Origin of the sequence: Enterococcus pallens ATCC BAA-351, assembly GCF_000407485.1 — a bacterium.
Lineage (GTDB): Bacteria > Bacillota > Bacilli > Lactobacillales > Enterococcaceae > Enterococcus_A > Enterococcus_A pallens.
Genome location: NZ_ASWD01000004.1, coordinates 167,881 through 179,981, shown reverse-complemented (window position 1 = coordinate 179,981; position 12,101 = coordinate 167,881). Strand labels below are relative to the sequence as shown.

General features: G+C 41.6%; 12 protein-coding genes. 7 read left to right on the top strand and 5 right to left on the bottom strand.

The window, feature by feature from the left end; all coding sequences use genetic code 11:
- Positions 1–45 precede the first annotated feature (45 nt).
- Positions 46–1,506, bottom strand: a complete 1,461-nt coding sequence (locus tag I588_RS18525) for a helix-turn-helix domain-containing protein (protein ID WP_010758387.1) — start codon at positions 1,504–1,506, stop codon at positions 46–48.
- 393 nt (positions 1,507–1,899) lie between these two features.
- Entirely contained in the window at positions 1,900–2,577 is a 678-nt protein-coding gene (locus I588_RS18520; RefSeq protein ID WP_010758386.1) for a cyclic nucleotide-binding domain-containing protein, read from the bottom strand.
- A 196-nt stretch (positions 2,578–2,773) separates the two neighbouring features.
- Here I588_RS18520 and I588_RS18515 point away from each other — a divergent pair, with 196 nt between their 5' ends.
- The 7 genes from I588_RS18515 (at position 2,774) to I588_RS18485 (ending at position 9,827) form a co-directional block, all read left to right on the top strand.
- On the top strand, positions 2,774–3,706 hold the full coding sequence (locus tag I588_RS18515; RefSeq protein ID WP_010758385.1) for a phosphate/phosphite/phosphonate ABC transporter substrate-binding protein: 933 nt from the start codon (positions 2,774–2,776) through the stop codon (positions 3,704–3,706).
- Positions 3,707–3,879: 173 nt separating this feature from the next.
- A complete protein-coding gene (gene phnC / locus I588_RS18510; protein ID WP_010758384.1) occupies positions 3,880–4,671 on the top strand; it encodes a phosphonate ABC transporter ATP-binding protein in 792 nt (263 codons plus the stop codon).
- Positions 4,643–5,422, top strand: a complete 780-nt coding sequence (phnE, locus tag I588_RS18505; RefSeq protein WP_010758383.1) for a phosphonate ABC transporter, permease protein PhnE — start codon at positions 4,643–4,645, stop codon at positions 5,420–5,422. Before phnC ends, phnE (I588_RS18505) begins: the two co-directional genes overlap by 29 nt.
- Positions 5,419–6,201, top strand: coding sequence for a phosphonate ABC transporter, permease protein PhnE (gene phnE / locus I588_RS18500; protein WP_010758382.1), 783 nt, complete (start codon positions 5,419–5,421; stop codon positions 6,199–6,201). Before phnE (I588_RS18505) ends, phnE (I588_RS18500) begins: the two co-directional genes overlap by 4 nt.
- A gap of 3 nt (positions 6,202–6,204) precedes the next feature.
- Complete coding sequence (locus I588_RS18495) at positions 6,205–7,008, top strand: metallophosphoesterase family protein (protein ID WP_010758381.1); 804 nt, start codon at positions 6,205–6,207, stop codon at positions 7,006–7,008.
- A 71-nt stretch (positions 7,009–7,079) separates the two neighbouring features.
- Positions 7,080–8,627 carry a bifunctional metallophosphatase/5'-nucleotidase gene (locus I588_RS18490; RefSeq protein ID WP_010758380.1) on the top strand — a complete coding sequence of 516 codons (1,548 nt, stop codon included), beginning with the start codon at positions 7,080–7,082 and terminating at the stop codon, positions 8,625–8,627.
- A 216-nt stretch (positions 8,628–8,843) separates the two neighbouring features.
- Positions 8,844–9,827, top strand: coding sequence for a choloylglycine hydrolase family protein (locus I588_RS18485; RefSeq protein WP_010758379.1), 984 nt, complete (start codon positions 8,844–8,846; stop codon positions 9,825–9,827).
- A gap of 120 nt (positions 9,828–9,947) precedes the next feature.
- Here I588_RS18485 and I588_RS18480 read toward each other — a convergent pair whose 3' ends face one another.
- From I588_RS18480 to I588_RS18470, 3 genes are all read right to left on the bottom strand, one after another.
- Entirely contained in the window at positions 9,948–10,790 is an 843-nt protein-coding gene (locus I588_RS18480) for an aldo/keto reductase (RefSeq protein WP_010758378.1), read from the bottom strand.
- Between the two features lie 205 nt (positions 10,791–10,995).
- Positions 10,996–11,487: an AraC family transcriptional regulator gene (locus I588_RS18475; protein WP_010758377.1), complete on the bottom strand. Its 492-nt coding sequence runs from the start codon at positions 11,485–11,487 to the stop codon at positions 10,996–10,998.
- A gap of 41 nt (positions 11,488–11,528) precedes the next feature.
- Positions 11,529–11,921, bottom strand: a complete 393-nt coding sequence (locus I588_RS18470; RefSeq protein ID WP_010758376.1) for a helix-turn-helix domain-containing protein — start codon at positions 11,919–11,921, stop codon at positions 11,529–11,531.
- Positions 11,922–12,101: the final 180 nt, after the last annotated feature.

Below are 12,101 nucleotides of genomic sequence, written 5' to 3'. Positions count from 1 at the left end.
GTGTGTTTATCATAGACAGCTAAAGCTTAGGGACTGAATGCCAAGCTACGTACATTGAACCCTCTGGTTACACAGCATCTTTTTTTCTTCAACAGCAGCCAGCTTTTCACCTAATACAGCGATGCTTTGACTTGAGAAGGGAGCTTCGATTATCAGATATTCCTTTGAAGGCTCAAGCGGAAGGTGATCCTCACTAAAACCTAAATTTTCAATGATTATGTCCGCTTCGTTCAAGTCATCAACAAAAATCAGGCGGTATTTATCGTTAAAATTGGTTAGCAGTGCCTTTTTAAAAATGTTGTCGAGAATATAAGAGTAATCAGTAAAACAAAAAATCTTGATTTCAGTCAGCATCTTTTCTAATGGGACAAAGAATAAACAGTTGTAGAAACAGAATTCGTAATAAAAATCGGTGTTTCCTTGCGGGTAGCGATCAATTAATTCTGAAAAAAATAGATCAAAGGTACTTTTAAATGATTTATATTGCTCTTTAAAACCGTTTAAATCATCATAAACAAAAAAAGGAATCAGGTTATCTTCGATATGCAGGAATTTTTCTGCGAGGATGTTCCTTTTTAAAATTTGTTTAAGCAGACGACTATTCTTATCGGTTAGTTGTAAAAAATATCTTTCAAAAAGGGCTACCCAAACGGTCATAAAGTGCTCTTCAGCTGCTGAAAGAGGCAATTGTTCTAAAAAAGCTAAGTCATTGATGTCAATAAAGACATAACTGAAAAAGCTGAAATAGGTAAAGAAATAATCGAAATCCTCCCAGTAATCCAAAGAGGACATTTTTTTAATGGGATAATGTCGGGAAAGCTCATAGCGTTCTTGAGTAAAAGGAATCCTCTCTTTATTTTTCGCTCGTATGTCCGTAGCGTAAATGAAAAAGCTGAGCAGTTCGGTCTGGGTTTGGGGCAAACGTTTATTTTTCCCCACCACGATTTCTGAAAGTGCTATGTAATGATTCAGTTCCATATCTAGTGGGATACTGCTAAATTTACGGTGAATACTCCAAAGAAAAACTGCAAAAAAATTTCTTAGCTTGATCTCATCGCCTTTGATAAAGGTTCGATCAGAAGAAGAAATATAAAAACCATAAGGAGCAATTTCTTGGTTAAGGGCTCGGATCTTTCTTCGAAGGGTGGAAAGGCTAGTACCGTATTCTTGACAGAACTTAAGACTATTTACCTCTTTATTATTGTACACTTCAATAATAATTTGATAGGACAAATCGCTAGTCAAAAGAAAATTAGTTAATGCAATCAAGGAAGTCCCACCATTTTTAAGACAAATACCTGTTTCAGTAATCAGTAAACGAAGCTGGTCTTCTGTATACAATTCATCTATAGTGTCCTGAAGCTCCCGGCAGTAATTCAAAATAGTTGCTGAACTGATTGGTTCCAGCAACTGACTTAACTGATTAGAGGAAATAGGGACATCCTGTTTGTTGAGTATAGACAACAGCTCTAGTTTAACGGTTATGTTCCGATCTAACGATAACACGGTGAATAGTCTGCTCCTTTCAAAATAGTATGAAGCTTGATTGTATCATTTTATTATCTAGTAATAATTAAAAAACCCTGAGTTTTGCAAAGAAACAATTGTTATTTTAATCGCAATAGGGAAAAACAGTTAATCTAAACAGTTGTAATAGAGAAAACAATACCCATCTTTGTAATTATAACGAATTGAAACGTAAGATTCATTGTCAAAAAAGTTCTATCCCTTAGTAAAAAAATGAATAATAATTATTTAAAAGAAACTATTTTTGATGAAAACTAGCTGAATTAGGAGGATAAATTGAAAAAACCAATGAATGTTGGCGTTTCATTGGTTTGGTGAGTGTTTTTTTATAAGAATTGTTCGTTGTAATTGAGTTTGTAGTTGTGAGAGGGATTATCCCAGGGAATGGCTCAAATTCTCCGCTAATTCCTCTAAGGCTTTAAGATCGCGAATCAGGTAATAGCTCTTCTGCTTCTCCAAAATCTGAGCATCACGGAAATTAGTGATTGTTCGTAAAAGGTGGCGATAGCTGACATTTAGGATGGAGGCGCAGGTAGTCAGGCGAAATGAAAATTTCCCCTGTTCCTGATGGGTCAGGATGAACTTCGCCAGCCGAGTTTCTACTGGTTCGGTTAAGGAGTTTGCCAGGTTGACACCGGAATTTAAGCGATAGCTAAGCAGCTGACAAATGTTCTGCAAAAAACGAACATCCTGCTGCAACGTGCTGCGGTATTGATTTAAAGGAATCGAAACACAGAGACAATCGGTCACCGCTTTGACGCTGCTCTTGGGCAAAAGTCCCCATAAAGAGGAGGCTTCTCCCAGCGGTGTAGCGGGTGTGGCAAAATCAATACAAATATTCTGGGTATCAGAAGGATAAGAATAAACCATGACACTGCCCTCCACCAGAAAATATAGGTAATCAGAAGTGGTTCCGGTTTGGATCAAATGTTCTTCTTTTTGAAAGGACTGCAAAGAAGCCATGGTTAAAATATCAGCGTCCATATAATTTTGCAGATCGTGCTGCTCCACGTAGGCAGCCAGCTGCTGAGTGTCGCGAATTTTCTTCATAAGAAACCACTCCTAAAGCATTCTTTTTCTTCATTATAGCTTAGAATAGATACAGGCTCAACACGAACGATTATTCTGTTTGTTTGTAAATTGTATGTAAAAATTGTGTAAAATAGGACGTGTGTCACTTCATTATTTGGTCGAACTTGCTATGATTTAGACGTAATAGAAATTATTTCCAACAGGGGGAGAAAAAATGCAGTTCAAACAGTTAGCAAAAGGCTTCATGGGTGTGATGTTACTCGCAGCATTATCAGGTTGTGGCGGTTCGGGAGATACCAGCAGTAGTTCAGAGGATACCAGCAAGGAAAAATTAGTTGTCCAATTTGTTCCAACCAATAACGATGGCAGCATGGAAGCCAAAGCAAAACCTTTTGCTGACTATTTATCGAAAAAATTAGATCGTGATGTTGAGGTTACCTTGGCCACCGATTATTCTACCATTGTGGAAGCAATGTCTTCTGGTCAGGTGGATGTAGGAATTATGCCGCCAGCGGCGTATGTACAAGCCAAAGACATGGACGCAGCGGAAGCAATTTTAACTTCGCAGCTAGGCGATTATGACCAAGAAACTGGTTTGCCGTTAAAAGGTGAGCTGACGAATACCTTTAAAGGTGAAGTTCTAGTGAAAGCAGACAGCGATATGACCAAGCTGACTGATTTAAAAGGAAAAAATATTGCAACATTGAGTCCTAATTCTGCCAGCGGCTATATTTATCCAGTTGCGGAATTAAAGGATGCTGGTGTTGATCCAACGACAGATGCCAAAATGACTACTGTTAACGATATTCCAAGTGAAATTACTGCAGTCTTGAATGGTCAAATGGACGCCGCGTTTGTCTTTGAAGGTGCCCGTAATATTTTTGGTTCAAGCTTTTCTGACAATGATTTGATGAAGGACTTGAAAGTATTGTATTTGACAGAAGGCGATATCCCGAACGATGCAATTGCTGTTCAACCAGACATGGATAAAGATTTGAAAGCTGAAATTAAAAAAGTGTTCTTAGGTATGAAGGATGACGAAGAAGGAAAAGAAGCGATGTCCTTATGGAGTCACCAAGGCTACGAGGAAGCTGCCGATTCAGCCTACGATACGATTCGTGAATATACTAAAAAAGCAGCAGAATAAAACAGCAGGGATGTGACAGGAATGTCGCATCCCTTGAAAAATGAATAAACGGTGTGACTGAAGCAGCTCCTTCGGGAATAAGACGGATAATTGCAAAGATTTAAGCAGCAATTTTCGAGTTATTTCTAGGAGCTGAAGGCTTCTTTTACAACCTCAAAAAATGGAGAACGCGCATGATTATTTTTGAGAATGTTTCAAAGGTTTATCCCAATGGGGTGGTGGGCCTAAAGGAGATCAATTTAACGATTGAAGATGGAGAGTTTGTCTCAATCATTGGGCTAAGCGGCGCAGGTAAGAGTACGCTGCTGCGAGCAATAAATCGGCTGGTGCCGATTACGGATGGCAACATTCAAATTAACGGTACGTCAATCACCAAGGCTAATAAGCGTGAGCTGCGGATGATTCGCCGTCAAATTGGTTTGATTTCCCAGAGCTTTAATCTGGTGAAACGCAGTACGGTTCAGAAGAATGTTTTGTCAGGACGCTTGGGGTATTATTCCACCTGGAAAAGTATCCTAGGGTTGTTTACACAAGAGGACTATCAGCGAACAAAGGAAGCATTGGAAACAGTCGGATTATCAGATAAGCTGCAAACTCGAAGTGATGAACTAAGCGGTGGCCAGCAGCAAAGAGTCTCCATCGCCCGAGCGCTGGTTCAGCAGGCACCGATTATTTTGGCGGATGAGCCAGTAGCCTCTTTAGATCCTATCACCACTCAAAAAGTAATGGAGGATTTGAAAAAAATAAATCAAACGATGGCGAAAACCGTAATTGTCAATCTTCATTCGGTGCCCTTGGCTCGTGAGTTTTCTACCCGGGTGATTGCCTTAAAAGCCGGACAGGTAGTTTTTGATGGCTCACCGGAGGCTTTGACGGATGAACAGCTAACTCAAATTTACGGCAAAGCCATTTTTGAAGAAAAGGCAGGCGAGCGTGATGAAATTGCAAGAGACCGTCCACTTTAAGTGGTACAAGCACCTGCTGATTTTACTGTTTTTAGTCCTGTGCTTTTCAGCAAGCGTGCGTCTGACTTCGGCTGATTTTGCTATGGTGTTTACCAACTCGGGACAAATGACGAACTTTTTGTCGCGTTTTATTCATCCTGATTTTAGTTATCTGCCGAAGCTGATTAATCCAATGATTAAGACGCTGCAGATGTCGCTAGTCGGAACGGTGATTGGAGTTGGTTTGGCGATTCCTATCAGCTTTCTAGCAACAACTGTCGTGACGGAAAATCGCTGGTTATCCACTATTTTTCGCTTTTTGCTGGGCTTGGTTCGAACGATCCCCAACCTGTTGCTGGCTGCTCTTTTTGTGGCGATATTTGGGATTGGGGAAGCCACGGGGGTACTGACGATTGCCGTCTTTACCTTTGGCATGGTATCCCAGCTGATGTTTCAGGCAATTGAAACGATTGATTATGGACCGATCGAAGCTGCGGCGGCAGTAGGAGCGACTAAAATGCAAATTGCTGTCTGGTCGATTGGGCCTCAGGTGTTGAGTCAATTTGCCAGCTACGCCTTTTATGCTTTTGAAGTGAATGTACGGGCCTCCACGGTGCTGGGTTATGTGGGTGCCGGTGGGATTGGTGTAATTTTGAATTCCTCACTGGCCTTATTGAATTATGAACGAGTGTCGATTATTATTTTAACGATTTTGGTCACGGTGGCCTTGGTAGACAAACTAAGTGAACGGGTAAGGAGGTCGCTGCTATGATGATTCGTGAAATGAGTAAACGGACTTTAATCTCTTTCGCGGTTTTAGCGCTGCTGGTGATTTGGTCGGCCGTTAGCTTGGATTATTCAGGGTTAAGCACCTTTTCTCTTTCAATGGGGATGGATGTGCTGAAAGGATTGGCTCAACCCGATTGGGGCTTTCTTTATGATGGCAGTGGAGAAGATTTAGTGAGCTTGCTGCTGCTGACGATTGGCATTGCTTGCTTAGGAACCATGATTGCGACGGTTTTGGCAATTCCTTTAACCTTGCTAAGTGCGGTTAATTTGTGGAAGGCCCATCCTTTGGTAACCAAAATTGGCAAATTTGTTTGTAATGTGCTGCGGGCCTTTCCTGAATTAGTCTTTGCGATTATCTTTGTTAAAGTCGTTGGCCCGGGGCCTTTTGCTGGGGTGATGGCGATTGGTGTCCATCAGATTGGGATGCTGGGCAAGCTGTTTACTGAAGAAATGGAAGCAATGGATGAACGATTAACCGAAGAGATGGAAGCGGTAGGAGCAAATTTTTGGCAAACGATTTTCTTTGTCCGCGTGCCATATTTGATGCCCATCTACAGTTCGCTGGCATTGAATCATTTTGAAATTGCGGTGAGAAGTGCGGCGACCCTAGGCTTAGTAGGAGCTGGCGGAATCGGTGCGCCGTTGATTTTTGCGATTCAAACGCGGTCGTGGAGTAAGGTCAGCATTATTTTAATTGGTGTTGTTGTTACCGTGTTTATTTTGGACCAAATAACCGGAATCATAAGAAAGAAATTGAGATAGAACATGAATATATTGCATATATCAGATATACATTTTCGTCGAGAATATGAAGCAAGCGAGGATGGTTACAAAGGGATGCTGTCTAAGATGCAAAGTCCACTGATTCCGTTAGGAGAATGTCTGAAGCATTTGCAGCAACAGCAGGAGCTTGATTTGGTAATTATCAGCGGTGATTTGACTGAAGATGGCGAGGTAGAGGACTACCGCTATTTGAAGAAATGGCTGCAGGAGGCACTAGGCGAAACCAAGATGATTGTCACGTTAGGCAATCACGATATTAAGGAGAACTTTTGGGTTGGCTGGTTTGGAGAAACGGCTTCTGCAAAACCTTACAATCAAGTGGTGGCCTATCCAGAATTTACCGTGGTTTCCTTTGATAATTCCAGCTATGGCTACGCTGATGGAATCGTTGATGAGCAGCAATTTCAATGGCTAGAGCAGACCTTGGAAGAACACAAAGATCAGCCAATTGTGCTAGTAACCCATCATCATTTATTGTCGCAGCAAAGCAACATGCCTAAATGGCCGGGAACCGAGCGATTTTTAGCCTTGCTTGCTCCTTATGATATTCGCTGCATTTTAAATGGGCACACCCATCACTTCTTTGTGGATGAGATTAATGGCATTCCTTATTTTACCGTTGCCAGTATGTCTTTTGTAGGAGAAGATGTAGGGGAAGGTTTAGTCCGCTTTGAGGAACGCCATGGCTACAATCTTTATTGGCTAGAGCAGGGGAGAATCACCCGCCAAACCTCAGAAAATTTTATTTCCGGCCATGTGCTGAAGACTCTCGACATGCGCCAGTAAAAAGTGAACAAGAGACCGAAGAGCCCTTGTGCCTCGGTCTCTTTGGCATTACCAATGAAGGAGCGATACAATTGAAGATAACCTTTCTTGAAACCAGCGACATGCACGGCTATGTCTATCCCACCAATTATGCTGGCGAACACGACCTAGCCCTTGGCGCAGCCAAAGTTGCAGCCAAGTTAAAGGAACTGCGGGCAAAAGCAGCGGGGCCGGTTGTGACGATCGAAAATGGCGATTTTATCCAAGGATCACCCTTGAGTTATTACATTGCCCAAGGAAACCACTCGGTAAATACCTTAACCAAAGTGATTAACTTAATGGACTACGATGTTCAAACAATCGGCAATCATGAGTTCAACTATGGTCAGGACTATTTGCAGGAGGCGATTGCCAGCTACCAGGCACCCGTAGTGGCAGCCAATATTTTGAATGAAGCAGGAGACCCCTACTTTGGCAAAGCCTATACCATTATTGAAAAAGAAGGGATCAAAATTGCTGTTTTAGGTTTGGTTACCCAATACATTCCACATTGGGAAAAACCTGCCACCCTCGAAGGAATTACTTTCGAAAGCATTGTTGAAACAGCAAAAAAGTATGTGCCAATGTTAAAGCAGCAAGCAGATCTGGTGGTGGTCAGTTATCATGGCGGCTTTGAAAGAGATTTAACGACTGGGGAACCAACGGAAGCCCTGACTGGAGAAAACGAAGGATATCAGCTGTTGCAGGAAGTATCGGGAATTGATGTACTTTTCACGGGGCATCAGCATCGAACCCTCGCTGCAACGGTTAACGGTGTGCCGGTAGTCCAACCGGGATACCGTGGCAGCCAAATCGGTGAAATTCAGCTAATGGTTGAAAAGCGCGACGGAAAAGTAATGGTTATTGACAGTCAGGCCGCTTTGCATTCCCTTGAAGCAGTGACCGCTGATCCGCAAATTCTTGCTGCTGTAGAATCAGCGGAGGCAGAATTGGAAGAGTGGCTGGATCGTACTTTAGGTCAGGTCGAAGGTGACATGGGGATTAGTGATCCGATGGAAGCACGTTTAGTGGAGCATCCTTATATCGAATTCATCAATCGAGTCCAACTGTCAGCCAGCGGTGCACAAATTTCTGGAACTGCTCTGTTCAACAATGACGGAAAAGGCTTCGGCCAGACAATTACCATGCGAGATGTCATTACGAACTATATATACCCCAATACTTTGGCCGTAATCAAGGTCAGCGGAGCAGATCTGCGAGCAGCATTAGAACAAACTGCCAATTACTTAGCTGTTGAAAATGGCAAAATCGTCTTCAATCCAGCTTTTATCAAGCCCAAGCCACAATACTACAACTATGATATGTATGAAGGCATTAACTATACGATTGACTTGAAACAACCGGCTGGTCAGCGAATTACTCACCTGACATTTCAGGGCCAGCCAATCACGCCTGAACAAGAGCTGGAAGTAGTCACTAATCAGTACCGAGCAATCGGCGGCGGCAATTATGCGATGTTTGGTGCTAAGAAGATCGTGCGAGAAATTCAAGTGGATATGACCGAATTGATTGCAGATTACTTAAAGCAGCATCCAGTGATTAAGGCAGAAACGAATCAGAACTTTCAGGTGGTTTTGTGAGAATAAAGTAAAACAAGCGGCTTACTCGAAAAGAGTAGGTCGTTTCTTGCTGATTGCTGATAATTATGAATTTCTCTTGTCTTCTTATAAATAAGGTAATTAGCCTTTTCCTCAATATTCCTTTTTAGTTTTCTTTTTCTTGGCAAAAGAGTACGCTATAGTCAAAGAAAATTACCGGTTTGTATCGGCGATTTTGTCAGACGAAGGAGTGGTAACATGTGTACGAGTATCACATTAACCTGCCAAGCAGGACATCATTTTTTAGCTAGAACCATGGATTTTGGATTTCAGCTGGATGGCCGGCCTGTGGTCATTCCCCGCAATTATGAATGGCAGCAGCAAGGTGCACTGAGAACAAAGTATGGCTTCATTGGAACCGGACGAAATTTGGGAGAATATTTTTTAGCTGAAGGAGTTAACGAAAAAGGGTTAGCTGTAGCTGAGTTGTACTTCCTAAATGAAGCTAAGTATCATACTGAGCCGCAGGAGGGTAAAGTGAATGTGGCTCCCCACGAATTTATTATGTGGTTATTGGGTCAGATGGGAAGTATCTCTGAACTAAGAGAAAGAATTACAGAGATTTGTTTAGTTGAAGAGGCTATTCCTATGATGGGCTTTGTGCCGCCGTTGCATTTCATTGTTACGGATAAAACAGGTGAGACAGTTGTACTGGAATCTGACAGCGGAGAAATGGTTATTAAAGACAATCCAGTTGGTGTGATGACCAACAGCCCTGATTTTGGCTGGCACTTGAAAAACTTGAACAATTATTTGAGTATTCAACCAACGAATTTTTCGGCAAAGAAAATTAATGAGTATGTCATTCAACCTTTTGGGCAAGGTTCAGGAACCTTTGGCCTGCCAGGCGGTTATACTTCGCCAGAACGATTTGCTCGAGCGACCTTTTTACGGACGCTGACAAATACAGGCGAAACAGTTGAAGATGGGATAAATGCGGTCTTCAAAATTTTGGATAACGTGACAATTCCTAAAGGGGTTAATATTAAGGACGATGCCTCTGTGGATTACACTCAATACCGGGCGGTGCTGGATGTGACTGAGCTGACTTACTATTTCAATCCTTATGAATCGCAAGAAGTGTACAAGCTTACGCTAGATGAAACATTGCTGAACAAAGCGGAACCAACTGAATTTGCCTACGATGCAACCTTCAAAGTGACTGATCTAAATGCAATGTAAAGGCTAAGTAAGACATAGAACGTAAAACAAGCGGCTTACTCGAAAAGAGTAGGTCGCTTGTTGTTAGTTGTAGGGGGAACATTGATTTCTTATGAAAACACTGCCCCTCAAAATGTTCACTTATTTTCTGCTCAAAGAACTCTTCAAAAATTCTTCGTCGTTAGGATCACCAGACCCTCGTTGGTTTTTGTCGATGGAAGCAATCATGGACATTTCTTCGTCGGTTAACTTGAAGTCAAAGACATCGATATTTTGTGCGATGCGTTCAGCGTGAACCGATTTTGGAATAACAATGATATCTCGTTGCAGGTGCCAACGTAAAATGACCTGTGCCACTGATTTGTTATGCGCTTCAGCGATTTTTATTAAAACAGGATCTTCCATTACATTGCCTTTGCCTTGTCCCAGTGGGCCCCAAGCTTCGTGGGCGATATCCATGCTCTTCAAGTACTGGTTCAATTCTTTTTGTTGGAAATACGGATGGGTTTCCACTTGATCGACCGCTGGTTTGATTTTAGCAGTGGTCATCAATTTTTCCATGTGAGGTTTTTCAAAGTTTGAAACACCAATGGATTTGATCAAACCGTCATTGTACAATTGTTCCATTGCGCGCCATTTTTCGTTGTAGCCTTCACTAGGCCAGTGGATCAAATAAAGATCCAAATAGTCTGTTTGCAATTTTTTCAAGGACTCATGGAAAGCGGTGATTGTTTCATCGTAGGTGGTATTGCTGTTCCAAACCTTTGATGTGATGAATAAGTCTTCGCGTTTTACATCACTCTCAGCCAAGGCTTCACCAAGCCATTCTTCGTTGTGGTAAATCGTTGCAGTATCGAAGTGACGATAGCCATCTTTTAGCGCTTCTGCCACAGCCGACTTCAAATCGTCAGCATCTTGAACCTTAAAGACACCTAAACCTAATTGCGGAATCATTTGACCATTGTTAAGTTTCAACTCTTCCATTACGAAAACCTCCTAATAAAATTCGTTCCATCTAAAAGTATAACGCAGCTAGCTCTATACTGTAATCATTTTGCCTTAGTCTTATTAGTCCAACCCAAAGATACACATCAAAAAAGCCAGTCTGAAGGCCAGACTAGCTTAAATTTTTCAATATATGGAGTGGCCCATTCATCAAAATTAATGAACAGGTTGTCTATCCAACTCTTTATAAAATCGGAATATAAATATCGGTCAGGCTTTTATCTCGCATATTTTTAGCTGGCTCGGTTAAATACATTTCAAAAGGGACCGCATCTCGGGGTTTAGCTTGGTCGTTAAACAGCCATTCTTGATACATATACTGCCATGCCTCACCATATTGAGCAGCGGACAGCTCGAAGTGTCCTACACCAAACTTGCCAGAGATGCTGGATTCGCAAATAGTTCCGCTCTCGATTACTTTAGCATCATCCGAGAGAGTCATCGCCACACTCGTACGCAGGTTTTTCCCATCTGTAATAAAAGGATTGTCATCATAAATGGTCAATACCTTTGTCTCGTCAGGGATGATCAGGTTGTGGGCAGTAGCGAATTCGAATAATTCCTTGAACAGCTTTCTACTTTGTTTTCTAAATTCAATATAGCTTCCTCTAAAACGGACATAGATAATTCTTTGATTGATTAATTCTTCGGTAGTGATAGTAATTGGTTCAAGCATATAATTGTCCTCCTTGTTTTCATTCTGCTTTACAAAGACAATTATTCCATGAACCAGCGAGCACTTCTTGACGATTCTTGCTGTTTTCGGTATTTAAGGGGACTTGCACCAAAATGTCGTTTAAATGTTCGACTGAAGGAACTGGAGTCGTTGTAGCCATAGTCCATCGCAACCGTAGTTATAGAAGTATCAGGGCTGACACACAAAAAAATCGCCGCCCGCTCTATTTTGAAACGAGTCACAAATTCATTGACAGTTTCCGTAGAATACCGCTTGAAAATCCGGTGAAAATGAAATTCAGACAGGTGAGCATTGTTTGCTAAATCTTTTAATGACAAGGGTTCTTTCAAGTGTTGTTCAATGTAATCCTCGGTTTTGTTGATGAGTCGAATATAGGTCTGCTTAGAAATTGTTTCGTTCTTAGTCTTCGTCATTTCACTAATTCCTTCTCTATGAATCCGTTAGGTAATTGATCTATCCTAGATGATTATAGCAAATTCATCACCTTATCAAAAAGCTTTCTTTGTCGCTGATACGCCCGCTAGTTTATTCAAGGGATTGACTTAAACGAAATATACGATAAAGTTTAAGCTAATAAACGACCTGATTTGGGA

Excerpts from the sequence above, each read along its gene's own strand:
- I588_RS18520 (WP_010758386.1), bottom strand. The coding sequence starts at position 2,577 with ATGAAGAAAATTCGCGACACTCAGCAGCTGGCTGCCTACGTGGAGCAG.
- I588_RS18515 (WP_010758385.1), top strand. The coding sequence starts at position 2,774 with ATGCAGTTCAAACAGTTAGCAAAAGGCTTCATGGGTGTGATGTTACTC.
- phnC (WP_010758384.1), top strand. The coding sequence starts at position 3,880 with ATGATTATTTTTGAGAATGTTTCAAAGGTTTATCCCAATGGGGTGGTG.
- phnE (WP_010758383.1), top strand. The coding sequence starts at position 4,643 with ATGAAATTGCAAGAGACCGTCCACTTTAAGTGGTACAAGCACCTGCTG.
- phnE (WP_010758382.1), top strand. The coding sequence starts at position 5,419 with ATGATGATTCGTGAAATGAGTAAACGGACTTTAATCTCTTTCGCGGTT.
- I588_RS18495 (WP_010758381.1), top strand. The coding sequence starts at position 6,205 with ATGAATATATTGCATATATCAGATATACATTTTCGTCGAGAATATGAA.
- I588_RS18485 (WP_010758379.1), top strand. The coding sequence starts at position 8,844 with ATGTGTACGAGTATCACATTAACCTGCCAAGCAGGACATCATTTTTTA.
- I588_RS18480 (WP_010758378.1), bottom strand. The coding sequence starts at position 10,790 with ATGGAAGAGTTGAAACTTAACAATGGTCAAATGATTCCGCAATTAGGT.
- I588_RS18475 (WP_010758377.1), bottom strand. The coding sequence starts at position 11,487 with ATGCTTGAACCAATTACTATCACTACCGAAGAATTAATCAATCAAAGA.
- I588_RS18470 (WP_010758376.1), bottom strand. The coding sequence starts at position 11,921 with ATGACGAAGACTAAGAACGAAACAATTTCTAAGCAGACCTATATTCGA.